Annotated in this window: 27 protein-coding genes; 9 read left to right on the forward strand and 18 right to left on the reverse strand. The window is 43.3% G+C overall.

Annotation, left to right across the window (positions count from 1 at the left end):
• Positions 1 to 17: 17 nt before the first annotated feature.
• Positions 18 to 488, reverse strand: coding sequence for a YwhD family protein (locus FY534_RS10175; protein ID WP_072873462.1), 471 nt, complete (start codon positions 486 to 488; stop codon positions 18 to 20).
• Positions 489 to 647: 159 nt separating this feature from the next.
• On the opposite strand from FY534_RS10175, the gene FY534_RS10180 reads away from it, so the two are divergent.
• A complete protein-coding gene (locus FY534_RS10180; RefSeq protein ID WP_238413501.1) occupies positions 648 to 1283 on the forward strand; it encodes a SpoIID/LytB domain-containing protein in 636 nt (211 codons plus the stop codon).
• 13 nt (positions 1284 to 1296) lie between these two features.
• Positions 1297 to 2001 carry a hypothetical protein gene (locus FY534_RS14685; RefSeq protein WP_238413502.1) on the forward strand — a complete coding sequence of 235 codons (705 nt, stop codon included), beginning with the start codon at positions 1297 to 1299 and terminating at the stop codon, positions 1999 to 2001.
• Positions 2002 to 2158: 157 nt separating this feature from the next.
• Here the strand turns inward: FY534_RS14685 and FY534_RS10190 are convergent, their stop codons facing one another.
• From FY534_RS10190 to FY534_RS10200, 3 genes are all read right to left on the reverse strand, one after another.
• Complete coding sequence (locus FY534_RS10190) at positions 2159 to 3313, reverse strand: aminotransferase class I/II-fold pyridoxal phosphate-dependent enzyme (RefSeq protein ID WP_203115594.1); 1155 nt, start codon at positions 3311 to 3313, stop codon at positions 2159 to 2161.
• A gap of 86 nt (positions 3314 to 3399) precedes the next feature.
• Positions 3400 to 4578 (reverse strand): FtsW/RodA/SpoVE family cell cycle protein, encoded by a 1179-nt coding sequence (locus FY534_RS10195; RefSeq protein WP_072873481.1) that lies wholly within the window; start codon positions 4576 to 4578, stop codon positions 3400 to 3402.
• Between the two features lie 75 nt (positions 4579 to 4653).
• Positions 4654 to 5463, reverse strand: coding sequence for a glycerophosphodiester phosphodiesterase family protein (locus FY534_RS10200; protein WP_072873465.1), 810 nt, complete (start codon positions 5461 to 5463; stop codon positions 4654 to 4656).
• Positions 5464 to 5557: 94 nt separating this feature from the next.
• On the opposite strand from FY534_RS10200, the gene FY534_RS10205 reads away from it, so the two are divergent.
• The 3 genes from FY534_RS10205 to FY534_RS10215 all read left to right on the forward strand — a co-directional run bounded on the left by FY534_RS10205 (position 5558) and on the right by FY534_RS10215 (position 8380).
• Positions 5558 to 5869 carry a hypothetical protein gene (locus FY534_RS10205; protein WP_203114480.1) on the forward strand — a complete coding sequence of 104 codons (312 nt, stop codon included), beginning with the start codon at positions 5558 to 5560 and terminating at the stop codon, positions 5867 to 5869.
• A 102-nt stretch (positions 5870 to 5971) separates the two neighbouring features.
• Positions 5972 to 7372 (forward strand): FtsW/RodA/SpoVE family cell cycle protein, encoded by a 1401-nt coding sequence (locus FY534_RS10210; RefSeq protein WP_203114481.1) that lies wholly within the window; start codon positions 5972 to 5974, stop codon positions 7370 to 7372.
• A gap of 45 nt (positions 7373 to 7417) precedes the next feature.
• Positions 7418 to 8380, forward strand: a complete 963-nt coding sequence (locus FY534_RS10215; protein ID WP_203114482.1) for an MBL fold metallo-hydrolase — start codon at positions 7418 to 7420, stop codon at positions 8378 to 8380.
• Between the two features lie 45 nt (positions 8381 to 8425).
• Here the strand turns inward: FY534_RS10215 and FY534_RS10220 are convergent, their stop codons facing one another.
• Complete coding sequence (locus tag FY534_RS10220; RefSeq protein ID WP_072873469.1) at positions 8426 to 8914, reverse strand: GAF domain-containing protein; 489 nt, start codon at positions 8912 to 8914, stop codon at positions 8426 to 8428.
• A 71-nt stretch (positions 8915 to 8985) separates the two neighbouring features.
• Between FY534_RS10220 and FY534_RS10225 the strand changes: the two genes are divergently transcribed.
• Both FY534_RS10225 and FY534_RS10230 read left to right on the forward strand, forming a co-directional pair.
• Positions 8986 to 10401 (forward strand): Mur ligase family protein, encoded by a 1416-nt coding sequence (locus FY534_RS10225; RefSeq protein ID WP_238413503.1) that lies wholly within the window; start codon positions 8986 to 8988, stop codon positions 10399 to 10401.
• Positions 10364 to 11089 (forward strand): type 1 glutamine amidotransferase, encoded by a 726-nt coding sequence (locus FY534_RS10230; protein ID WP_072873471.1) that lies wholly within the window; start codon positions 10364 to 10366, stop codon positions 11087 to 11089. The genes FY534_RS10225 and FY534_RS10230 overlap by 38 nt, the downstream gene beginning before the upstream one ends.
• Positions 11090 to 11195: 106 nt before the next feature.
• Here the strand turns inward: FY534_RS10230 and FY534_RS10235 are convergent, their stop codons facing one another.
• The 10 genes from FY534_RS10235 to FY534_RS10280 form a co-directional block, all read right to left on the reverse strand.
• Positions 11196 to 11969 (reverse strand): SDR family NAD(P)-dependent oxidoreductase, encoded by a 774-nt coding sequence (locus FY534_RS10235; RefSeq protein ID WP_203114483.1) that lies wholly within the window; start codon positions 11967 to 11969, stop codon positions 11196 to 11198.
• Positions 11970 to 12014: 45 nt separating this feature from the next.
• Positions 12015 to 12440 carry an acyl-CoA thioesterase gene (locus FY534_RS10240; RefSeq protein ID WP_072872903.1) on the reverse strand — a complete coding sequence of 142 codons (426 nt, stop codon included), beginning with the start codon at positions 12438 to 12440 and terminating at the stop codon, positions 12015 to 12017.
• Positions 12441 to 12474: 34 nt separating this feature from the next.
• Positions 12475 to 12879 carry a hotdog fold thioesterase gene (locus FY534_RS10245; RefSeq protein ID WP_072872902.1) on the reverse strand — a complete coding sequence of 135 codons (405 nt, stop codon included), beginning with the start codon at positions 12877 to 12879 and terminating at the stop codon, positions 12475 to 12477.
• Between the two features lie 31 nt (positions 12880 to 12910).
• The gene (locus FY534_RS10250) at positions 12911 to 13999 is read right to left on the reverse strand and encodes a phosphotransferase family protein (protein WP_203115596.1); all 1089 of its coding nucleotides are present in this window, start codon (positions 13997 to 13999) and stop codon (positions 12911 to 12913) included.
• 123 nt (positions 14000 to 14122) lie between these two features.
• Complete coding sequence (locus FY534_RS10255; RefSeq protein ID WP_203114484.1) at positions 14123 to 15748, reverse strand: long-chain fatty acid--CoA ligase; 1626 nt, start codon at positions 15746 to 15748, stop codon at positions 14123 to 14125.
• Positions 15749 to 15866: 118 nt separating this feature from the next.
• Positions 15867 to 16322: an MgtC/SapB family protein gene (locus FY534_RS10260; RefSeq protein ID WP_203114485.1), complete on the reverse strand. Its 456-nt coding sequence runs from the start codon at positions 16320 to 16322 to the stop codon at positions 15867 to 15869.
• 2 nt (positions 16323 to 16324) lie between these two features.
• Positions 16325 to 17260, reverse strand: a complete 936-nt coding sequence (gene thrB, locus FY534_RS10265; protein WP_203114486.1) for a homoserine kinase — start codon at positions 17258 to 17260, stop codon at positions 16325 to 16327.
• Positions 17260 to 18342: a threonine synthase gene (gene thrC, locus FY534_RS10270; protein WP_203114487.1), complete on the reverse strand. Its 1083-nt coding sequence runs from the start codon at positions 18340 to 18342 to the stop codon at positions 17260 to 17262. Before thrC ends, thrB begins: the two co-directional genes overlap by 1 nt.
• Positions 18343 to 18445: 103 nt before the next feature.
• Positions 18446 to 19363 (reverse strand): MBL fold metallo-hydrolase, encoded by a 918-nt coding sequence (locus FY534_RS10275; protein WP_165611921.1) that lies wholly within the window; start codon positions 19361 to 19363, stop codon positions 18446 to 18448.
• Between the two features lie 133 nt (positions 19364 to 19496).
• The gene (locus FY534_RS10280; protein WP_083574008.1) at positions 19497 to 21113 is read right to left on the reverse strand and encodes a DHA2 family efflux MFS transporter permease subunit; all 1617 of its coding nucleotides are present in this window, start codon (positions 21111 to 21113) and stop codon (positions 19497 to 19499) included.
• Between the two features lie 224 nt (positions 21114 to 21337).
• On the opposite strand from FY534_RS10280, the gene FY534_RS10285 reads away from it, so the two are divergent.
• Positions 21338 to 22096 carry a tRNA threonylcarbamoyladenosine dehydratase gene (locus FY534_RS10285; protein WP_203114488.1) on the forward strand — a complete coding sequence of 253 codons (759 nt, stop codon included), beginning with the start codon at positions 21338 to 21340 and terminating at the stop codon, positions 22094 to 22096.
• A 34-nt stretch (positions 22097 to 22130) separates the two neighbouring features.
• Here FY534_RS10285 and yfmH read toward each other — a convergent pair whose 3' ends face one another.
• The 3 genes from yfmH to FY534_RS14690 form a co-directional block, all read right to left on the reverse strand.
• Positions 22131 to 23411, reverse strand: coding sequence for an EF-P 5-aminopentanol modification-associated protein YfmH (yfmH, locus tag FY534_RS10290; RefSeq protein WP_203114489.1), 1281 nt, complete (start codon positions 23409 to 23411; stop codon positions 22131 to 22133).
• Positions 23408 to 24706 carry an EF-P 5-aminopentanol modification-associated protein YfmF gene (yfmF, locus tag FY534_RS10295; protein ID WP_203114490.1) on the reverse strand — a complete coding sequence of 433 codons (1299 nt, stop codon included), beginning with the start codon at positions 24704 to 24706 and terminating at the stop codon, positions 23408 to 23410. The genes yfmH and yfmF overlap by 4 nt, the downstream gene beginning before the upstream one ends.
• A gap of 83 nt (positions 24707 to 24789) precedes the next feature.
• Positions 24790 to 25008 (reverse strand): hypothetical protein, encoded by a 219-nt coding sequence (locus tag FY534_RS14690; protein WP_072872892.1) that lies wholly within the window; start codon positions 25006 to 25008, stop codon positions 24790 to 24792.
• Between the two features lie 230 nt (positions 25009 to 25238).
• On the opposite strand from FY534_RS14690, the gene FY534_RS10300 reads away from it, so the two are divergent.
• Positions 25239 to 25475, forward strand: a complete 237-nt coding sequence (locus tag FY534_RS10300) for a 4Fe-4S ferredoxin (RefSeq protein ID WP_072872891.1) — start codon at positions 25239 to 25241, stop codon at positions 25473 to 25475.
• Positions 25476 to 25490: the final 15 nt, after the last annotated feature.

Below are 25490 nucleotides of genomic sequence, written 5' to 3' on the forward strand. Positions count from 1 at the left end.
AAAGCCTCCTAATGATTCTAATCACCGAGAGAAGTCATGGCCTCAAGAAAGGCAGGTTGTGCATGCTGCCACAAATCCGGGCGTACTTTTTGAAGATATTCAACAATTTTTTGCCGCGCTGCTTGTGGAACACCTGCCAAATTGACTTCACCGCGCACAGCTTTTTCCATACCTTTGACTTGCTCAACAAGATTTTTGTACCCTACTTGAGCTTCTTTGTCCAGAAACAATTCAAATGGTTGGACACCGTAAAATCCTTGTCCTTCCGGAAAACGATGGAGCGTTATCCAAAGACCCAAGACTGTCCTGCCATTGGGGACCTCGGCACGATTCTGGACAAATTTAACTCCTGTTTCCAGACGGCTTTTTCCATGAATAGCGCCGTTGTCTATAAAAACTTCATCACCATCAAGAAAGAGTACGGACAATCCTCGCAATTGATCATCCGCAGCATGTTTGGTCGATCCGGTTAAGGAGAGCTTTTGCACACCCATCACCCTTCAAAAATTGACGTTGTTCTCTACAGCTTTATTTTACATGCATACAAACAGCCTGTCACATGATGGAGAATGCGCCCAAAACCTGCATAGCCAAAAAGAAGTTGGGCAATGTAACTTTATCAGTCTGAACAAAGGATGGTTCAGCCCATGTATAAGCCAAAACTTTATATTTCCTTAATGTCGTTGGTTGGCAGTCTATTCTTCGGCACTTTTGCAAAGCCCGCCGTTCACGCGCAAGTTACGTATACCATTACCAATACTGCAAAACCGAGTGTCATACGAGTAGCTATCCGCGAAAACAACCCTTGGGGAGAGCCTGACCCGCGAGGGCGAATACTTTATGTTCAGACCGTCCCCTTTGATCAGTATTGTCGGGATGTGCTGCCCAACGAATGGATTCCATCATGGAGTCCAGAAGCCTTAAAAGCAGGCGCCATGGCAGTCAAAATGTTTGCCTGGTACCATCATCTCCACCCAATTACATTGGATGGCTTTACATTTGACGTAGATAACACTGTCAATTTCCAAACTTTTCGATACTTGTCCAATCAGCCAGAAACTGATGCCGCGTTAAACGCCATTAAAAATTTAGCCTATGTGCAGCCGGACGGAACCATTATTGAACTAAATTATCGCGCAGGCATTCCCAACAACCCCAACTGGCAATACCGCAATGCACAAAAGATGGCGCAATGGGGCTCAGAGTATTGGGCAGCCAAAGGACAAACTTATTTGCAAATTCTGCAATTTTATTACATGAACCGCGCGTTACGAGGCTATTGAGGAGGTGTGAACATTGTTTCGAAAAAAAACGTTTCAATATCAATTTTATCGCTTATTGATGAGCATGAGCGTGATAACGGCAGGCACTTTTTCAGCTAGCCCAACGGTAGCAGCAAACGAATTGCCTTCTTCCTTCCACAGTATAGAACAGGAAGTCAATAAGCTATGGGATGAAGACACACTTCCATGGTTGAAACAAATCAAACAATTAGGGACACCGAACAAGGAACAATCGTCCCTTCCATCCTCACAGTTGCCGAAACAACAGTTCACACCATCACAAAAAAGTACAGGCTCTGCTAAGTTAGCCAAATTGCGTGTGAGGGTTATTGACGGTCGAACATTGTCACCCATTTCAGGAGCGGAAGTGGTTTTAATTGAAACTGGAACACGCACCGTGACAGATAAAATGGGTTATACACCCTATTTCGACGCGCCTATCATTCGAAATCCAAAGTATTTCCCTCTCGTTGCTGAACTTCACGGTCAATTAGGTGTGATTGTTTACAAAAATGGTTATCACGATTCTGTGCATCTAGGCATTCGTATGCATGATGGTATAGATGCACAAACTACCGTCTGGATGTACAAAATTTTACCTGGCGAAAGAATAGAACCTGTGTTGTATGAAGTACCCTACCATCATTTGTGGGTTCTGGAACTCGCAAATCGTTTTCGGAGCAAAACTCAGCCTGGTGAAGGACCTGAGCGACCTTGAATCTTGTTTGCTGAAAGTATTCTGCTTTCAAAATAAATTTTTTAAAACGGCGCTCTAGAACTAAAGTCCTCTAAGCGCCGTTCAAAATCTATGCTTAAAGATTATCAATACATTTTTACATGAAGAATGGAATATTCGTTTACTCTACCCTCATCAATCAACCATTTTGATTCTGTATCATCCAATCCGCAATCCTGTGAGCTGCTTCCATTAAACGTTCTTCCCGATCAAGGAAACCGACTCGAACATAGCCTTCTCCATGTTGTCCGAACCCAACACCTGCTGCTACTGCTACTCCTTTTTCCTGCAATAGCCGCGATGCAAAATCAAGTGAAGAAATCCCTTCTGGGAGAGGAAGCCATCCAAAAAAAGTACCTTGGGGCGGCTTAGCGGAAATCCCTTTTTGGTGAAGCGCTAGGTAAAATGCATCACGACGCTTTTGATAAATCTTGGTACGTTGATGCACTTCATCTTGAGGACCCAGTAAAGCGGATTCCGCAGCCTTCTGAATAGCAGGGAATAGGGAAACGTATGCGTGATTATGATATAGCTTCAGTGCCGCAATCGCTTCTTTTTGTCCGACTGCAAATGCGACACGCCAACCTGCCATGTTATACGTTTTACTCAAGGTATAAATTTCAATACCACAATCCCGTGCACCTTCGACTTCCAAAAAGGACATTGGGCGTATACTGTCAAAACCTATGGAAGCATAAGCAAAATCATGTACAACAAGCATCTTTCTGGACTGAGCCATGCGCACAACTTGCTCGAAAAGCGAACTATCTACCACAGCACCCGTAGGATTGGAAGGATAGTTCAAAAACATCATTTTTGCATCAGGTTCAGAAGCAAGAGCAGCCTCCAAATCGGGCATAAAATGTTGTTCAGGCACAAGTGGCATCGTAGCCATTCTGGCGCCCGCTATTTTTATACCACTTTCATAATCTGGATATCCTGGATCAGGAACTAAAGCTACATCTCCTTCATTTAAGTATATTTGACTGATTTCTATTAGCCCTGCTTTACCTCCAAAGAGTATGGCAACTTCAGAATCCGGATCGAGTACAACTCCGTATTCACGACGGTAAAATTCAGCACAAGCACTGCGTAAGGAGGCTAATCCGTGAAATGGTCCATATCGATGCGTGGCCGGATCTTGAACAGAATCACGCAAGGCTTCCACAATGTGGGCAGGAGTTGGAAGATCAGGATTACCCTGACCAAGATTAATAACATCCCGACCTTGTTCTATAAAAGCTTGTACCTGCTGAGTCAGTCCTGCAAAAAATTGACTGGGTAAACGCTGCATGCGATTGGATAAGGGTAAAATGGGTCGCAACAAATATCCACCTCAATGTTTGATAAACTGATATTCATTCCAAAATCTAACTGTACTTAATTAAAGCGAAGTTTTTTCCTGCGCAGTGCGACCGAAAGCGCCAATCCCACACCCATATAGTCAATGACTAGCGAGCTACCTCCGTAAGATATAAACGGAAGTGTAATCCCAGTTGATGGACTTAGATACATATCTGCGCCAATGTTTTCAAATACCTGAAAAGCTATTAAAGCTACAATACCTGTAACAATATAGGTTCCAAAACTGTCTTGCGATGTGCCAGCAATACGAATCAGTCTATAACAGAGAATCAGAAAAAGTAACACCAAAAGACTCGAACCTACAAATCCAAATTCTTCAGCAATGGCAGTAAATATATAGTCCGTCCACTGATTGGGAATCCAGTTGCCACGAGTTTCTATGCCGTTGAAAAGTCCTTCACCAAAAACTTGTCCTGAACCTACAGCAATCTGCGAAATGCGGATATTATAGCCGTAGGAAAGCGGATATTCTTGAGGATTGAGCCATGTTATGATTCGATACGCTTGATAAGAATGTAAAAGATGATGTTTAATCAGCACATTTTCAATGAGTTTAGTTGACTCTTGGGGATACATGACAGCTACAACACCTATCCCCGCTACCAGTGCAATAGTGAAGAAAATCAACATAACAAAATGCCAACGTTTGGCGAACACGCAATACATGGTTACAAATATCGCCAACAAAACCAAAGCTTGCCCGAGAGCAGGTTCCTTAAAGGTTAGGACAAACGGAACAATAAACATAATAAGAAGCGGCCACACTCTTCGGAATGAATAATCCGGCACTTCCGATTCATCAATATCCGCCATAAACACAGCCATACCAATAATCATGGCCAACTTAGCGACTTCAGAAGGCTGAAAAGAGAAGGGGCCGAGTGGAATCCAACTATGCGCACCATTTCGTCGAGGCATAACAAACACAACGAGCAGTAAAAATCCTGCGCCCCCAATAATCCACCAGTAATTCTTGCGCAAAGAACGGTAGTCATAAAGCGTAATGGCAGTCATGGCTATCCAGCCTATCATTTCAAATAATATCTGACGATATATAATGTGCTTAGGCAAACCCACATCGGTCTTACCATAAGTGGCTGCCAATATGGCAACACAGCTGTATACAGCAAGCAAGACAAGCACTCCAAGCACAGTAAAATCCATATCGCGTATGTTTCGACGCAACGTTTCCACAAAACATCGTCCTTCCATTTCATCAAGACAAGCCAAAACCACTGTTTTCCCTAAAACAAATAGACCAACCTTAGCTTAACCGATTCTCTCAAGAAACTTCCGGCGTACTTGGTTGGCTATGTCAACCCGGTTTGTGACAATACCACGAATCCCCAATTGAAAAAGTCGCATGATATCGGAAGGTTGATCGACGGTCCAGACATCAACTGATATTCTTTCGCGACTTGCATATTGTATCATCTTTTCCGTAGCAATTGTCCATTTCAAAAAACGGTAAGGAATTTGTAAAGCACAAAACGGCCAATCTTGACGAACTCCCAATCCGCGTGCAAAAAGCCAAAATTGCGCTACTTCCCATGTTGAAGCGCTAGTTGGTAAATCTTTTTGCAAACTGCGTACACGCTGCAAATGGTTTGTATGAAAGGAAGCTACAATCACTCGCTTCATCGCATTTGCATCATCAAGCACACGCAAAAAAGACTGGATTGAAATACCATTCTTCGGTTTTAAATCAATATTAAATAAAGTTTGAGGAAACTGCTGAAGAGCCTCCTCCAATGTCGGAATGCGTATCCCTTTACCACGAAAAGGGTGAGTTTTTCCCCCATCCGTTGTGAAGCGATAACCAAAATCAAGACGTTTCAACTCACTCAACGTCAAATCAGAGATTTTTCCAGTGCCATTACTAACTGTCTCGACAACCGGATCGTGCGCAATGACAATCTGAGCATCTCTCGTCCAATGCACATCGGTCTCAAGAATGTCAGCACCTAAATCAACGGCCATTTGAAACGCTGTAAGCGTATTGCCTGGTGCAGCCGCAGAAGCTCCCCGATGGGCGAAAATCAACGGCATGGTTGGCTGGAAAATTCCATATCTCCTCAAAAATTATACCCCCATCTGCTTATCCTTCTGTGCATTCGCCCTCTCTCCCTGTGCAAAAGACCCATAAACTATGGCGAAAAGGAGGCTAAAACCCATGCACTATAAGCTTATTCGAAAAATGTTAGGGCAACCTGTGGCATGCCACACCCATTTTGGTATTTTTCACGGAGTCATTGTTCATTGCACGAAACATCACGTTATTCTAATGCGACAAACACGAGCTGAAGACTGGAATGCTATTCCAGCCGAATTCCATGCTTATCCTTCTCAAGAACATAGACCTTTTGGTATGCCCCCGTATGGTGGCGGGCCTGGAACACCACCTGGTTGGGGAGGCGGTGGATGGCATTTTGCAATTCCGTTAGCAGCCATCATCGGGATTGCTGCTGTAGGGATGCATTGGTAATGAGGAAGCTTAAATCTGCGTAAAACTTGCAGGGAATAGCCAAACGCTGTCGAATCCTTAAGGCGACCCTTATTAGGCCATTGCTTTGGGAAGGTGGCAGACGTGCAAAAACAGTCCCATCAGCCAGACTTTTTGCTTTACTTTGCGGTGCTCGCACTGACTGCCATTGGCATTGTTACAGTCTATTCAGCGAGCACCGTCATTGCTTTGGAACAGGGTATGTCGGCAGCTCATTTTGCCTTGCGCCAGTTGATTTTTGGCGGCATAGGTGTAGTTTTAATGACTGTTGTTACCTTTATTCCCTACCAAATTTTTTATCGATATGCAGCTAAGTTGATGATTATTTCCCTTTTTTTGCTTTTTTTGGTTTTAATTCCAGGTATAGGACATCGCGCAGATGGTTCCAGACGCTGGCTTGGACCTGCAAGCCTGCATATACAACCATCAGAATTGGCGCTTATCGCTTTAATTCTATATCTAGCTTTTTTCTTCACAAAAAAAGTGACTATCATCCATTCTACAATGCGTGTACTTCGTCCAGCACTTTTGGTAACCGTAGCCACCGCCTCGCTTATTTTCCTTGAACCAGATATGGGAACAGCCTTTACCGTCGCGGCGACTGGTTTTATTATGTTGTTTATCTCAGGCATCCGTCTCAAGCCTGTTATCATAACCTTTATCGCGAGCATTCCCGTATTGTATGGATTAATTGAAATGGCAAAATATCGCTCAAGCCGTTTAGAAGTTTATTTCCATCCATTTCAGCATCCCGCTCATGCGTATCAACTGATCAGCGGTTTAACAGGAATAGCTAGAGGTGGACTCATTGGCACTGGGTTTGACGCCAGCATTGAAAAAGCTGGTTATCTACCAATTCCCCAGGCGGATTTTATTTTCGCAGTTTTTGTAGAAGAATGGGGATTACTTGGAGCTATAGCATTACTGGCCATCTTTGCTCTTTTGGTATGGCGAGGATTTCGAATTGCTCGGTTTGCTAAAGATCGCTTTGGGTCTCTGTTAGCAGTGGGTATTACTGGAATGATGATTGTGCAAGCTTTTGTCAACTTGGCTGCCGTAACTTGGCTGCTGCCCATCACGGGAATTCCACTTCCCTTCATTTCTTACGGTGGTACTTCCTTAATTATGATGCTGCTCGCTTCTGGCATTCTACTCAGCATTTCTCGGCAAACATTGGATGTGGCTCCGGAGGCGGACGAGTTGGCTGATGTCTATGATGTCAGTGAAGTACTCCGAGAACGTAAAAGATTGCCGATTGATCCAATGTATCAACAGCAAAAGAAAAAGAAGCCAGCTACGGTAGCACCGATTAAACGCAATAAATCAACAGCCAAATCTGCGATTCATTATGAAAAGACCCGCAAAAATAGAGACGGTAGAGCTTCCACTATGCAAGTCACTACTTGGCGAGAGCGATCTATGAGATATGATAATCGCTTACCCAACAACCGAAAACAAGGCAGCAACAAGAATGATCGAACTTAATATAATGGATTTCTGGGTAACCCTACATGAAAGGATGTAATTTTTATGAAGCCACTGTTAGTCCGAGAACCGGAAGCATTTGGTAATGAAGTCTACGCTATCGATCTGTTTGAACAAGGCCAAGCTTACCGCACCGCTTCCTATCTCGTTTTAGATGAAAAACCAACACTGATTGATACCGGTTCGGCAGCTTCTCACGAGACTTTGTTAGAAAGTTTGAAATTACTAGGAGTTAAACCGGAAGATTTAGCTTATGTAGTCGTTACGCATGTCCATCTCGATCACGCTGGCGGAGCTGGGCAAATGATGAGACTTGCCAAAAATGCAACTCTGGTAGCTCATCCTCGTGCTGCCCGTCATATGGCGGATCCCAGTAAGCTTTGGGCAGGTGCAAAACTTGTTTACCAAGATCAGACGGAGCAGCTTTTTGGAAGTGTTGAACCAGTAGATGAACAGCGCATTCTCATTCGACAACACGGGGAAACGTTGAATATCGGGCAACGAACATTTACGTTCTTTGATTCACCCGGACACGCCAAACATCACTTCACACTTCTCGATGAATTATCCAATGCTCTCTTTGCCGGTGATGCTGTAGGTTTACGGTATCGTACAGGATTGACTGGCTGGGATTTTGAATTTATTATGCCTTCCTCCTCACCAGTTGATTTTGATCCTATAGCGCTTCACAAAACACTTGATTTTTTGCGAGATCAGCCGTTTTGTTGGGTCTACCATTCACATTTTGGACGATCTGAAAAAGAAGAAGCCATTTCAGAAACTTTACGAGTTGGAGATGCTTTTGATAAATTAATTCGTGAAATTTACTATCCAAATTTGACACTTCAGGAAACCATGGATGCTTTGCGCCAATGGCTTTTGAACGATTTACACAGTAGAGGGCTGCAACCAGGCTCTATGGAACGACTGAACATCGATCTTACGCTGGATTCACTCGGTTTAATGCACTATATCCAACAAATCAAAAAAACTGAGACGCAAGCATAATGGCTTGGCGTCCTCCGTTTACGTTTTCCTGCAGAGTGGGTCTTTTCAAAGACAACTCTCTGCGATTTTTGCAAATTGTTCTAAACCCTTTTCATCATCTTCATCAAAGCGTGACAAAATGGGACTGTCAATATCAAGGACACCTATCACTTGACCATTTTTACAAAGCGGAACAACGATTTCACTCTGACTTGCACCATCACAGGCTATATGTCCTGGAAATTGGTTAACATCATTGACACGCAAAGTCTCATTCTTTGCTGCTGCGGTACCGCAGACTCCTTTACCTATGGGAATACGTAAACAAGCTGGCAAACCCTGAAAGGGACCAAGAACCAGTTCGTTAGAAACGGGATCGAGCAAATAAAATCCAGCCCAATTGACATCTTGCAAGTAAAATTTTAATAGAGCTGAGAGGTTACTGAGATTGGCAATCCAGTTTGGCTCCCCTTCAACCAAATGTTTTGCCTGCTCAACCAAAGATGTATAAAATTCTTGCCTGGATAAACTATCCAACTGCTCGGCAACAAACATCATTCTTCTCCCTTTCTGCACTTCAACTGTGTACCTGCACATCAATCATAGTATAATCCGTGAAGAAGTACTTGACAAAAATAAACCCCGTAACGGAAGAACAGGAGTTACAGATGATTGGACTGTGGATTGCCAAATGTATCAGCTTTATATTACGTTGGATGGGAAAATCAGCCACAAGTTTCCCTGGTAAAATAGCGCTTCGTCTCTCACCTCATCTACTTGATAAACTTGGCAGCCAACTCTCCCGAGCTATTGTCATTACGGGTACAAACGGTAAGACGACTACGACTCGTTTGCTCGCCAGCATGCTGAAGCAAGAAGAACCCATTGCCACGAACGCAGAAGGCGCTAATTTAAAACAAGGTATTCTTTCTGCACTGATGGAAAAAACAAGCTGGCGTGGAAGACTTTTGGTTACCACCGCTCTACTGGAGATTGACGAAGCGACTTTGCCGCAAGTCGCTTCCAGCTTACCGATTCAACTGCTTGTTGTAACCAACATCTTTCGCGATCAACTTGATCGATACGGGGAGTTGGATACCACTTTGCAAAAAATCCGTGAAGGCGCAGAGCAAATCCAAGGTACATTATTGGTCAATGCGGATGATCCCTTGGCTCGTTTTATAGGACTTCATCACAAGGGACAAACTCTCACATACGGATTTGACAACAGCATGGCCAGAGAAGAAGACCGCCAAGTGATGAAAGATGGCGCCTTCTGCTTAGAATGTGGACATTTACTCAACTACTCGGGTTATTTCTATGGCCAACTTGGTGTCTATAACTGTCCATCTTGTAGCTTCGGACGTCCTGACCCGGATTTTGTAGGCTCTCTCGACCATCATCACTTGCAAATATACAACAGTCAAGACCAAAATAAGTGGACCGTACCTTTACCAGTGAAAGGCTTATTTAACGTCGACAATGTACTGGCAGCAGTAGCGGCAGCCCATGTCTGTAAACTTCGTATAGAATCTATGCTTAAAGGATTGGCTACTTATCAAGCTCCAACAGGCCGGATGCAGGTTTTCCAAACAACACCTGTTTCTATTTTAAATCTGATTAAGAATCCAGCAGGCTGTAATGGCGTGCTTGAAACTATATGTAGAGAAGGAGACGCTAAAGTTATCTGCCTTGCCATTAATGACGAAGCTGCTGATGGTCGAGACGTCTCTTGGCTGTGGGATGCTGATTTTGAACTTTTGGCAAACGACGAGTCCATTGTCTCTATTGTCACTTCAGGATTGCGCGCAAGAGATATGGCAGTTCGTTTAAAATACGCAGGATACCCTGTCAAACAATTGTATGTTGAGACGGATTTTACCACAGCTCTTGACAAGACTCTCGAATTGGCCAATAACATGTCCATTCCTTCGGCCTTCGTAATGACCACTTATACACTCGTTCACCGTGCTGCCGAATTGCTCAAAGAAAGGAGCGATACCAATGTCGAGGGCGCTTATCATCGCGCATCTGTATCCTGATTTACTGAATCTTTATGCCGATCGCGGCAATATTCAAACTTTACTCCAGCGCCTGCGTTGGAGAGGCATTGAAGCTCGTGTGGTCAGTGTAAAGAAAGGCGAACCAGTTCGTTTACATGAGTATGATTTCGTTCTTTTGGGCGGCGGATCGGATAGGGAACAGAAACTTGTAGCAGAATCCCTGCGTCAGCAGAAGGAAGATTGGCATCATGCAATGCAAGCAGGTCTACCTATCTTGGCGGTTTGTGGTGGCTACCAATTATTGGGCAGCTACTATGAGTTGGCAAACAGTGAAAAAGTAGCTGGCCTGGAACTGCTTGAAATGACGACCCAAGCATCCAATCAACGTTTGATTGGCAATATTGCCATAGAATCCGAATGGTGCGGTACGGTAGTCGGATTTGAAAATCATGCTGGCCGAACGGTTCACCATCACACTCCACTCGGCAAAGTAGTGGCTGGACATGGCAACAATGGTCGTGACGGCTGGGAAGGTGTACAACACCATCATGTCATCGGGACATATATACACGGCCCTCTTTTACCTAAAAACCCTAAATTAGCTGATTTATTACTCTTATCAGCGCTCGAATATGCGAATATGACCGTAGATTTTTACGATCTCGATGATGAATTGGAATGGTCTGCTCATCACTCCGAATGGTCACGCTGGACAAAAGTGAAGTGAGAACATAAAAAAACGCCCCGCCCCGTATGGGGCGAAGATCGATAAAAGGATGTCGATTATTTTATTTTTACAATTTTTCTTTTCACTCAAACGTATGCCAAACCATCTAAAACCCGTAAATCGTCATGCCGCCATCCACAAATAATGTCTGTCCAGTAACGTAACTAGAAGCTTCCGACAAGAGAAATACTGTTGGGCCTATCAACTCATGCAGCTCTCCCACCCTACGCATAGGTGTACGAGCAATAATTTCCGAGTAATAATTTTCATCATTGAGCAAGTGTTCAGTAAGAGGTGTTCGAAAATACCAAGGACCAATACCATTGACACGAACACCTTGTCCAGACCATTCAAGCGCAAGTACTTTGGTCATTTGAATAACCCCTGCTTTAGCAGCCGCATATGCAACGCCAGTACGTAAAGCGACATGTCCTCCCACTGATGAGATATTGACTATAGAGCCACCACCCTGACGCAGCATGGCCCGTCCTACAGACTGTGCTACAAAAAAAGCGCCGCTCAAATCAGTATCCAATACAGCTTGCCACGTTTCTGGCGTTACATCAAGCGCAGGCTTACGAATATTCATACCAGCATTATTAACCAGTCCTTGAATCTGGCCTGTTTGACAAATTTGATCCAATTGCAGAGATAACTGTTCCAAATCACGTATATCACAAATGATTTTCTCAACTTCAGCATGGGGTGCACTCTGTCTAATCAACGTTTCCGTTTCGGACAGAGCGTTTGAATCCCTTCCCATTAACACTAAATTTGCACCAAATTCACTAAGTCCAACAGCAAGTGCACGGCCAATGCCTCGACTCGCTCCTGTGACCAAAATCCTTTTATTTTGCAAAGAAAAACAGGTTTGATCCATTCTTTTCACCTTCTATGGAAACAAGGATATCTCACACAAAATTCATTAAGATTCGTGCAGCGAAGGAGCATCTATCGGTGCATCGAGATGTTCCTGAAGGTGACGCCGAACATCTTCCGGTATGCGCATAGCTGCTTTTTTCGAATAATCATAATGTAACAAGGTTGCTTGTCCTCTCGCGACCCAGATCTGATTCGCAGATTGTAAAGCGTGTTCTAGTACAAAACTACTATTGCCAAGTTTGCCCACCCATGTATAGACATGAATGGTTTCACCATAAGTCATCTGAGCTAGAAAATCACATCTTGCCGAAGCGACAATCAGATTCCATGAGTCCAATGAAAGAGATGGATTAAACCAAGCAAATACTTCCCGACGGGCTTCTTCCATCATGGTAAAATAGACCGCGTTGTTGACATGTCCTAATCCGTCACAATCACTGAAGCGAATAACATGTTCATAATGCAGCATGGATTTGCCCCTTTCCAACCCTTTAACTCATGAATCATGAGGTTCTTCTTTCATGTCGGCGTTGAATAATACCCACCGTGCAACGAGATATGCAAATTAAAGTTCCGTTGTCGTCATATAATCGGACATCCCAAACCATGGTCGTTCTACCCCGATGCAAAGGTATACCAACTGCCGTTACAGAACCTTCGTGTACCGATTTCATATGATTCGCATTAATTTCGATACCTACAGCTTGCTGTGTTTCACTATCCACATTCTCCTGTGTACCAATGGAAGCTACAGTTTCTGCCAGAGCAACAGAAGCTCCTCCATGAAGAATACCATACGGCTGATGGGTGCGCTCATCGACTGGCATGCGCATGACCACTTTCTCTTTTGATAACTCAATCAACTCCATACCTAAATGAGACATGAGTGTATGTTCCGGAATATGCATGTATGGGTCCCCTTTGTTTACTGAATGTGATTTATCCTGCCTGTTTGGCCAAATGAGCAGCATGTTGTATCAAAAATGCAACTGCGGCACCAAAAGAACGAAACCGTTCATCTCGAGTTGCTCCTTTTTTGTACCGAGCATAAATCTGCTGAAGGATGACGGCAAGTTTAAAATAGGCAAAAATTTGGTAATAAGGAAGATTAGCTACATTTCTGCCACTCTTTTTGGCATAGGCCTCTATAAGTTGTTGACGTGAAAAAAATCCCTTCTGAGTAGTGACAGTTGGAAGCCACTGTTGCATTTCAATTGGATCGTCAGCATCTACCCAATAACTGAGGGCTACTGCCAAATCTAAAAGTGGATCACCAATAGTGGCCATTTCCCAATCAACAATACCCGTTACTCGAATCAAACCATCGTTATAAGACACCAATAAATTATTTAATTTGTAATCATTGTGAATCATTGTGAAAGACTCCGAAGCGGGCAGCGAATGGCTCAGCCAGTCCATTAATGCAGAAGCATCGCTATAATCATCTGTCTTTGCTCTCTCATATCGTTCAATCCAACCTTTGACCTGTCTCTCCAAAAATCCCTGGGGATGTCCAAAATGTGCGAGACTCTCATCACTAGCATCAATACTATGTAAATCAACAAGTGCATCCACAAGCGATTTGGACAATTGCTGTCCAATCTCTTCATGGGTTGGCCAATCAACAGGAAATTTTCTATCAATGGTAACACCTTTACGAAATTCCATCACATAGAAAGGAACACCCAGTACTTCTCCACTATGTTCAAGCCAATACGGCTGTGGAGCCAACGGGAAATGCGGGTGTAACGCGCGCAAAAATTCAAATTCACGAACCATATCATGCGCTTTCGGCGGAAGAGGTCCAAATGGCGGCCTGCGCAAAACCGCAAACCAATCGTCGTTTTGCAGTAGATAGGTTAGATTAGAAGCGCCCGATGGAAATTGATAAATTTGAAGATGAGCATACGACTGCTTACCGTCTTGTTGAATGAGCCAGTTACGGATACGTTGAACATCCAATTCTTCACCTGGACGCATAGCTATTGTACCTGGCACTGGAGATGACAATTTATCCAAAAGAAACATCCCCCTCACTTTTCGGACCTGGTCTTGATTAAGACCAGGTCCAACAGCTAGGTACGCACCATCCTTAACTCGATTTGGGATTTGGCGCACAAATATGAGTTTGTTTGAGTTGCGACCTTTTATTTAATTCGCTGCAGCAATTAACTGACCTGCTTCAAACAGTTCTCGCAACGTCTTTTTTGAAAATTTACCGACACTTGTTTTGGGTATCTCACTAATGAAAACGAGATCGTCCGGAATCCACCATTTTGCAACTCGTTCCGAAAGATATTGAAGCAACTCTTCTTTGCTCACTTCCATACCTTCCCGTTTCACTACACAGGCAAGTGGTCTCTCTTGCCATTTTTCATGCGGTATGGCAATTACAGCAGCTTCCGAGACTGCAGGATGACTCATCAATGCATTCTCTAAATCAACAGAAGAAATCCATTCACCACCAGATTTAATTAAATCTCGGGTACGATCAACCACTTGCAGATATCCACGTTCATCTATTGTAGCAATATCCCCCGTGCGAAACCATCCATCTAGAAACGCCTCTCGACTACGTTCTTCATCTTTATAATATCGACCTAAAATCCAGGGCCCACGCAACAATAATTCTCCCATTTGCTTACCGTCACGCGCAACATCGTTGCCCATTTCATCTACCAAACGCATTTCCAAGCAAGGCAACAGTAAACCGGTTTTCGCACGATAACGATATTTCTCGCTACCCGTCAGTTCTCTCTCCGCTTTCTTTGGATAACCTGAAAAAGTGACGGGTGATGTTTCCGTTTGCCCATAACCTTGATAAACCATGATACCAAACTCTTCTTCGAAAGTCTGAGCTAACGAAGAAGGTAAAGCCGACCCACCTGAGATAAGAAAACGAATACTACTCATATCATATTTATTTGGATTCGCGCGCAAAACACCAAGAACTCCCATCCAAACTGTTGGTACACCAAAACTCATGGTCACGCGTTCATGATGCATGAGCTCTACCAAGTCCTGTGGAGTTGGTCGCACGCCAGGATATACCTGTTTAGCCCCAGCCCAAGCATCCGTATACGGTCGACACCATGCATTGACGTGAAACATTGGCACTACTGGCATAACAACATCTGATTCATCTGTACCTATCCAGCCTGCCAAATTGGTTAGACAATGCAAAAACAAGCCACGATGCGAATATTCCACTCCTTTCGGCATGCCGGTCGTCGCTGACGTATATCCGAGAATCGCTGTTTCTTGTTCAGAAAACTCAGGAAATTCATATTGCATGGATTGACCTTTCAAAAGTGACTCGTATTCTAAAGCACCACGTAATTTTGTTTGTGGCAAATGATCTTTATCAGTCATGACAATAAACGCTTTAACGGTTGGCAATTCATCTTGAATATCTTCCATGGTGGGAATTAAGTCTTCATCGACGAAAATATACTCATCTTCAGCGTGGTTAATGACATGTATTAACTGGTCCCGAAAAAGTCGAATATTGATGGTGTGCAAAACACGTTGGGAACATGGTACTGCATAGTAAAGTTCAAGATGTCGATAATGATTCCAAGCAAAACTACCGACTTTAGCCCCAGTTTCAATACCTAACTGATCTAAAGCATTAGCTAACTGGCAAACACGGTGATGTAAATCTCGGTAAGTATATCGAAAAATTCCATCCGCAGTTCTGGACACAATTTCTTTTTCTGGAAAAATCGTATAAGTACGATAAAGAATAGATTTTAATAAAAGCGGATAGTCCATCATAAAACGTTTGACCTCCCTATGAACGAGATTATCAGTAAGCGCTTTCTTCTTATCCTATCATGATTCCTACGAAAAATGATCAAAAATTCAGCCGAATCAAAATGACAATCTGGCAACTTTAACTTTCATCAGACTCTTTTTGTGCTTCTTTCGGAATAAGATTGAAACGTACTGCCCAATCGTGTGAATTGACGGCAACGAATATGAGAAAAGCTGTAACCAACATGACACCATACATACCGTAGCCTATTGCTAAACCTGCAGCAGCAGTTACCCACAAATTGGCAGCTGTCGTGAGGCCACGTTTAACATTTTGCCGATCCATCCAAATGACACCGGCACCAAGAAAACCAATGCCACTCACCACTTGTGCAGCTAGACGCATCATGTCTTTATTGGGCCCATTCGGCTGAGCACTGGAGATGACCATAACCAACGCTGACCCTAGGGCCACCAGCGAATGGGTACGAATTCCAGCCGTTTTTCCGCGCCTTGCCCGCTCCAAACCAACAAAAAAACCGAAAAGTAGTGCAATTACCAACCGCAAATAAAGTTCCCAGTGGAAAACAAACATCTTTATTCCCCTTTCTCCATTTGCACAACCGGAGCTTCTAATTCTGGGTAAAGAATATGTGCGACACAGGAGATACCGAGATTTTGCCACGTCATTGTCATTTGATCGGCTACTTCCTGAGCATCTGCCGAGGTTAAGCACCAAGCTAAAAGAGTTGGGCCTGCACCACTCAGTGTTGTGGTCAAGGCACCTGCCTGCAACGCTGCTTTTTTAACCTCAGCGTAACCTGGAATCAACTTTTGACGATAGGGCTCGTGTATTTTGTCAGCAAATCCACCACGCAGAAACTCCAGTCGATTCGTTGAAAGAGAAAGAATGAGACGAGCTGTCTGGGCCACATTAAAAATGACATCCTGACGACTGTAAGTTAGAGGAACAACCTGTCTTGCTTTTTCTGTTAACAAAGGAAAATATGGGATAGCCGCTACAAATCGTAACGTATCAGGCACAGGTACACGCAAATGTCGCAAACCGAGATCGTCCCACCAACTAAGAATCGAACCCCCAAAAAGTGCAGGCGCCACATTGTCTGGGTGTCCTTCCATTTCTGTTGCAAGTTCTAGCAACTTTTGCTTCGACAAAGGTTCGACACTATGTCTCTCCAGCCATGCGTTGGCTAAAAGCAAACCAGACACAACTGCAGCCGCACTACTGCCAAGACCAGAAGCAATAGGAATACTGCAATCAATATGCAAAGAAAATCCTTCAGCGAGATGAGCGTAACCGGCATACCTAAACAGCTTGTCCATAGCTTGAACTACTACGTTCTCCCGGCTGTTTGGCAAGGCCTGACGAACCTCTCCACCTATCGTGATGGAAAAACTGTCCGATTCACTTAAGATAACTTGATTATACATTTGAAACGCTAACCCAAGACAATCAAAACCTGGCCCAAGATTGGCAGTAGTAGCCGGTACACAAACCGTCCAACGCCTCATCACACCGACTCTCCTTTTAGGGCCTTTAGTACTTCTTGTGTATTGTTCTCCACCACAATGGGTTTGGAAGCCGTCAACTCAATAGCTGTATTCGGATCTTTAAGTCCATTGCCCGTCAATACACAGACAACGGTCTGCCCCTTTTCTAAATTCCCTATTTTCGTTTGTTGCAATAGCCCGGCCACAGATGCGGCGCTGCCCGGTTCAGCAAAAATACCTTCTCTGGCAATCAAACGATAGGCTATACGAATTTCTTCATCACTTACTGCGAAGATACCTCCGTGAGACTCATGACTTGCCTGCACAGCAAGATGCGCAGAAGCTGGATTACCGATGCGAATAGCTGTGGCAAATGTTTCGGGATTGGGGATAGGATGTCCTTGAACAATCGCTGCCGCTCCCTCAGCTTCAAAACCTAGCATGCGAGGTAAATGGTGAATTCGTTGATGGTCATGGTAAGTCTTAAAACCTTTCCAATAAGCAGAAATATTTCCTGCATTCCCAACCGGAACACATAGAATATCCGGCGCTTTTTGAAGAGCGTCGCAAATTTCAAACGCAGCAGTTTGCTGACCTTCTAAGCGAAATGGATTCACAGAGTTTACTACAGTCATGCCAGCTTCATCAGCCAAATGACGAACGATTTCCAATGCTTCATCAAAATTTCCTCGTATTGCCACAATTCGAGCGCCATACATCATGGCTTGGGCCAATTTCCCTAGGGCAACGTATTTATCGGGTATAACAATGACAGCTTTCATACCAGCTCTAGCTGCATAGGCGGCAGCAGAAGCAGACGTGTTGCCTGTTGATGCACAAATGACTGTGTCGGCGCCGGCTTCTTTAGCTTTAGCGACTGCTAGAACCATTCCCCGATCTTTAAAAGAACCCGTAGGATTCGCACCTTCATATTTCAAATAGACTTGCATTCCAGTATATTCACTCAATTGATTCGAATAAATTAACGGGGTATTGCCTTCATTCAGTGAAAGCTGAGGAGTTTTCTCATTAATAGGGAGCCACTCACTATACGCCTGCAAAAGACCTGGCCAAAATACGTGTGGAAAGGTTCCTTGCGACATGTTCTATTCTCTCCTTTATTTATTTTGAACAGCCAGTAAACTTACAATTCCACTACTTTAGTTTGATTCCGGATTGACATGCATTGTAACAGAAAATAAAATCCTATGACCAGCTAAATTCTTCACCAATATTACGAATGACAATTCGTCCTTCTTCCGATCCCGCTTCTTGTAAGAGACGAGTCATAGGTTCATCAACCGGCTCCTGTGAAAGAACAAAAGTTCCCCAATGAATAGGAACCATATATCGAGCGCCTGTTTGCAAAAACATATCCCAAGCTTGCTCAGGTGTGCAGTGTGCCCCCTGAAAATGAGCAGGATTATAGGCTCCAATGGGTATGCAGGCAACATCAAGTTCGCCGACATCACGTAATGCTGAAAAAGTTGAGACATGTGCAGTATCACCTGCAAAAAACACTGAACGATCTTTCAGCCGAATTAAGTAACCACAAAATCCATAATGACGATTCCAAGGATACCGATTGCCCCAGTGTTTTACAGGAATCGCTGTAATTTGTAAACCTTCTTCTAAGGAGACCGTCTCTTGTACAGCTAATTCAATGACTTTTCCTTTTCCAATTCGACGAATCAATTGAGCTGTCCCTTGTGGTACAACCACTGTGGTGTCTGGTGAAAGTACAGCACGCAAACTGCGGACATCCCAGTGATCCAAATGAGCATGTGAGAGAAGTACAAGATCGGGTTTAGGCAAACGGGAGAGCGGCAACGCAAGTGGTGTGTAACGTTTTGGGCCGATAACCCAAGGACCAATTCGCACACCCACTCGTTCATAGAGAACGGGATCCGTCAAAATTGTGGATTTATGGAGACGTAAGAGTAAAGTGGAATGTCCAAGCCAAGCCAAATGGGCTGTATGATTCCATAATTCTGGTTGAGGTGATTTGTCTAAATTTCGATAATCCGGGCTGGGCAAGCGACGTCTCCAAGAAATATATTGCCAGAAAATCCAACTCACTAAGAGAAGCGCCACAATGAAAATCGCTAAAAAAAGGAACAGCATGAAGATCATTCAGCTCCAAAACAGGTTCCGACTTACCGTATCAGGTTCAACACACATTACCACTATGACATGAGCGCCGCATCCTTTACAAGAGGCGCGGCGCTCTCACAATCCAATAAACAAAACATGATCCCTATTCGAGCAACAGCTGATTTCCTGAGTTTTCAGCAGGTTTTAGTTTTTGTGCTTGCCTGCGCCCAAGGCGAATTTCACGTTCTTTCTTACTTCCATAGAATAGAACAAGCACCCATGAAATGGCAAGTAAAATTGTGGATATGAAGAACGTATCATTAAGTCCTGCAACAAAAGCCTGTCTTTGAATCAGTTCATTCATCATTTGTACTGCCGCACTTTTGGCAGCAGCTAAGGACATACCATGTAACTGCATCATCTGCTGAATTTGATACAGCATATTTCCAGCTGGAGAATTACTCGTTACCTGTGCAGCCATATGGTATTGATGCATTTTAGAGCGATTCGTCATGTAACTCGTTAGAATGGCAATTCCCAGTGATGAACTGACTTGACGAACTGTGTTGCTCATGGCTGATGCTTGCGAGACCAGTCGAACATTTACTGTATTCATGCCGGCCGTCATGACAGGCATCATGGTCAATGACATGCCAAGAGATCGGAAGATATAGAGCCACTGGATAGTCGTCTGCGTAGAATCGGTGGTTAATGAACTGAATCCGTAAGTGGCTATGGTTACAATCGCAATGCCAATAATACCAAGTGGACGCGCTCCAATGCGATCCATTAATCTACCGCTGATGGGCATAAAAGCTGCTGATACCAATGCAGCAGGCGTCATGAATAATCCTGTCTTGAGAGCTGAAAATCCCATGATATTCTGCAAATAAAGAGGCAAAAGAAAAATACCAGAAAACAGCGCAATACCGATAATGGAAGAAATCACAAGACTCATACTGAACATATAACTGTTTAAAACCCGCAAATTTATTACTGGATTTTCAACATTTAATTCTACAAAAACAAGCGCGATCAAACTGATAATACCAAACAGCAAGCAGAGAATAACGGTTTTAGAACCCCATCCGTCATTAGGGACTTCATTAAATCCATACAACAAGAGAAAAAAACCGACTGTTGATAAAGCAAATCCTAAAACATCCAACTTTCCTTTAGCCTCATGCGGAAACTCATGCATGAAGATAACTCCTAATATGGTACCAACTATACCAATGGGGACGTTGATATAAAATATCCAGCGCCAGCTTGCGTATTCAACCAGATAACCTGATAGTGCGGGTCCAAATGCTGGTGCAGCCATCATAGCAATACCGAGTGTTCCCATAACGACTCCGCGTCTGTCGGGAGGGAAAATCCGATAGACCATAGCCATGGAAACCGGCATCATAAATCCTCCACCAACAGCTTGAATAACCCGGAAAAAAATAATACTGCTTAAATTCCAAGCGGCTCCCGAAAGTGCCGAACCGATTGTGAATGCAATCAGCGAGAATATAAACAGCTTTTTAGGGCCAAATTTATCTGTCAGCCAACCAGAAATAGGCACCAAAACGCCGAGAACTAGCATATAAGCCGTTAGCACCCATTGAATTTGTGCCGTGGACGCGCTCAATTCTGTCTCCATGGTCGGAATGGCGACATTGACGACACTCGTGTCCAAAACCGCCATAAAGACCCCAAGAATAATAATGGCCATTTGTAACCATGGAGCCTTTATCCGATGGATCTCATAATCGGAGTACTGCGCTTTTTGCAACTCTGTTCCCTCCTGCCAATATCCGGCTCAACCATCATACTTTGACGTTCCTAAGCGTACTTCAAGTTCCTCAATATTTCAATGTCTGAACTAAAATCTTTACCTGAAGTTCACGGTTCTGTCATAACCACCATCGACCCTTTTCTTTTTGCTTCCCAATTAGATACAAATTATACTGAGCAGAAGGTAAATGTGAGTCAGGCAATGTATGGAGGAGGTATTTTGTGCTTACGCAGTTTTCTAGAACAGAACTAGTCTTTGGACCTGAAGGTGTCGAACGCCTGCGCAATAGTTCCGTAGCTGTACTCGGAGCTGGCGGGGTTGGATCCTTTGCGATGGAAGCTCTCGCACGCATAGGTATTGGACAATTGATCTTGATCGATCGCGATGAAGTAGATGTGACCAACATTAATCGCCAGATCCCTGCCCTTCATTCGACCATTGGACAGGCCAAAGTTGAGATTATGAAGAAAAGGATTGCAGATATTCAGCCTGATTGTCGTGTCATCGCACATCGCATTTTTTTCTTAGAAGAAACAAAGGATACGCTTTTTCAATATCCACTAGACTACGTCATTGACGCCATTGATACTGTCTCGGCAAAGATACTCTTAATTAAAGAATGCTATGAACGCAAGATACCTATTGTTTCCTCAATGGGAGCTGCCAATAAAATTGATCCGACGCAATTCCGCGTTATGGATCTTTCCAAAACACGCGTGGATCCGATAGCCAAAGTCCTGCGACGAGAATTAAGGAAATATGGAATTGAACGCGGTATCAAGACCGTCTGCTCCCTGGAATCGCCGAGAACACCGCGTGAAGATGTGCGAAAAAACATTGTATCTCCCGAGACAGAAGAAAATGCGCCCGCTCGTAAAATGAAAATGCCTCCCGCTTCTGTTTCTTATGTTCCTTCCGTCGCAGGACTGATATTGGCAAGCGTCGTAGTTCATGATTTGCTTGGCATTGGAACCTGTTAATAATAGTCCATTCCTTTTGGTCTATATAAGCATCTCACAAGGACTTGACAATAGAACAAGAAACTCGTTCTTTTGAATAAAGTTCCTTGAGGCGTTGCTCAGCTTGTTCACAAGTAAATGAAGAACATACATCAATAGCATGGAACGGAAGAATAGATTGTAGGCCATAGGAAGTCATATCTCTGGCTAGACTGGCGAGACTGTCATATGAGGTATAGATTCTGCCAAGAAGTTTCTTTCTGCTTCGTTCAAACGTTTCTGCCTCAATACCGTCACTCAAGGCACGTTCAATGGTTTCTACAATCGCTTTTTGTAGTTCTTGCGGACTTTCAGTGTTTCCACCAATCATAGCGTGTGCGTAATTCTTTGTAACTTCATACTCCCAAGAAAAAGTTTGGTCAATTAAACCTGATTGAGAAAACGTTTCATAAAATACACTGGCTTTTCCAAACAATCCGTCCAAAACTATGCCTGTCAACCAATCTTGTCTGAGCATAATTTCTCCGTCTGTGACAGGAAAATCTTTTAACCCGAGAAGACATTTTGGACGGACAACATCTAGAGAATGGAGAACCTGTTGCTGATAAACAGTTTCAGGTTCTTTCGGGTACTGACGAACAATAGGTGAAAATGCAGGAAAACTCTTCTTTTGCTGATTTTGTTCTACCCAATCGAGTGTTTGCTGTGGATCAATCCCCCCCACAACAACGAGTAGCATATTTTCTGGATGATAGAAGGTATGATAACAATCGTAAAGCGTATCCTTAGTAATTTCTTGAATGGATTCCACTGTTCCAGCGATATCAATACGAACAGGATTTTTTTCGTACATTGCTTTCATTAATTCACTATAGCAACGCCAATCCGGATGATCATCATACATGCGAATTTCTTCTGAGATAATACCCTTTTCTTTCTCTACATTGGCATTCGTAAAATACGGATGTTGGACAAAATCCAAAAGCACATTAAGATTTTCTTGAACAGAATCCGTACAAGAAAAGAGATAGGAAGTTTGCAAATACGTAGTAAATGCATTGGCAGAAGCACCGTATTTCGCAAAGCGAGAAAACACATCCTCATCTGGCTCTTCAAACATTTTGTGTTCTAGAAAATGGGCTATGCCATCGGGAACCTTGCGAATCTCCGACTCACTTTCTGTTCGAAAACTGTTATCACATGAGCCATAGGCAGTGGAAAAAAGGGCATACACCTGTTGATATCCAGGGCGCGGAATACAAACCAAACGCAATCCGTTGGAAAGCTGATGTGAATATATTTCAAGATTCAGCGACTTTACTTCTGTACGCTTCATACTTGTTCCCTCCTGGCGGTTAGCAAAAACTCCTGTTGAAACGTCAAATGCTCAGCTACCTTTTTAATATCTTCCACTGTCACATCAGAAATTTTCTTTTGTAAATCCTCCATGGTGAGTTTCTGCCCCGTCAATTGTCCATTAAAATCAATTTCTGTCCAACTGGCTGGCTGATCTTCCAGTTGTTTATATTGGTTCAGCAGTCCCGATTTTGTGAATTGAATTTCTTGTTCAGAAATTTTCCCTTTTTGTATCGCCTCTACCTGTTCTTCCATGACCAGGCGAGCCTCCCCCACTTTACCGGGTTGAACACCTGCATACAAAACAACAAAACCAGTCATGCTGTCATACTGACTGGATGCATAGTAAGCTAGAGAACGCTTTTCACGGACCTCTACAAACAACTTGGAATGTGGAAATTTACCGAGTATGCCGTTCATAACAAGTGCCGCAGGATAAAGAGGATGCGCGTATCCTATGCCCGAACAATAAACTAAATTGAGTTTGGCTTGATTTACACGCTGATATTCAATATCCCTCAATTCTGCTCTATTTTCCATATGACTTTTTTGAATGGGCTCGACCAACGGATTTAAAAAATTCGTCATGGACAATTGACTTTCTAGTTTCTGTTGAAAATCTATCCACATATCTTCGACTTGATATAATTTCCCTGATACATAAATATCGATTTTTGCATTTTCAAGCAAGCGACGATAGGCTGTATACAGCAATGGCGCCATATCATTCTCAAGTTCATCTAAATAACCAAGACGAGGCAAGGAAGCAGGCAGTGGTCGACTTGCTCTTTCCATCGCTTGCTCAAAAGCATAAGTGGTTTTATCGTCATGAAGATTGCGAATTCTATTTTTTTGAAGTTCAATGACTTTGCTCACATGTGTGGATAAAAAACTTCCATCTTCATTGGTTGCCGGAGCCATCAACAATTCCATTAGAAGTTTTTCCAGTTGGTTCATGGCTGCACGATTTTCTTGATTACCATGAATATAGGGCATTGCAGCTGATATCTCCACAACCTGCAATCCGCCTCGTTTACTGACGGAACTATGAAGAACAGTTCCATATAGCGAATCTGTCAACTGCATAATTTTTCTGGCACTGGGATAGCTTTTACTACCTTCTAACCACAGATAAGGCAAAACAGCAGTAGAAGTTATAAATTTTGCGTCGAGTGGTATGGTCAATTTTATGCTGTAATGACGAGTGTAAAACTTTTCCGTATGTAGGGCATGCATTCGAAGTCTTTTATCTCCAAAATGCTGCACTGTAGGCATCTGTTTTCCCCCTCAAAACCTGACTTCAAAATCAGTATGATCTTTAATCCGTTTACTTATCAATATATAGAGAGAGAAAACTTTTACTTTGAGAAGAGTTTACGCGAAAAATTTTCTAAAGATTGACGAACCGTGGTTGTTTCCTGCAGCCAATGCTCAAGTTCTTTTGAAGGAAAATGGAATATATATTGAATTCGACCATACTTTGCTATAAATTCTGAACGATTCATTCCATGATGAGACAGACAATGAAATTTCGTTAGAGCCTCCATATATTCACCACAAGCAGGGCAACGAAACATGGCTGTTCATCCTTTCGCTCAAGGATTGTTTTAGATAGTCAACAATTGCTTTATAACACGTTCTATGGTTTACGCTTTCAAGATAGACCTGGTTTAAAAGATATATTGAAAAGCCTGAATCTCTCAGGTATCATTGTAGCGAATACCAAATCAGTTCTTGGACTGTATACTCGGAAAGAGTCCATTCATGAGCATTCTTTCCAGTCACCCATCTTTAAGGAGGAGTACGCGTGGCCTTTGTTATCACGTCGCCCTGTATTGATGAAAAAGCTGCGGACTGTGTGGAAACCTGTCCAGTAGATTGCATTCATGAGGGAGAAGACCAATACTATATCGATCCAGACACTTGTATTGACTGTGGCGCGTGTGAGGCCGTGTGCCCCGTTTCAGCCATTTACCAAGAAGACTTTGTACCAGAAGAAGAAAAAACATTTATTGAAAAGAATCGCGCCTTTTTCCAAAAATAATCTTATTTTCCGCTT

Origin of the sequence: Alicyclobacillus sp. TC (assembly GCF_016804365.1) — a bacterium.
In the GTDB taxonomy this organism is placed as follows: domain Bacteria; phylum Bacillota; class Bacilli; order Alicyclobacillales; family Alicyclobacillaceae; genus Alicyclobacillus_I; species Alicyclobacillus_I tolerans.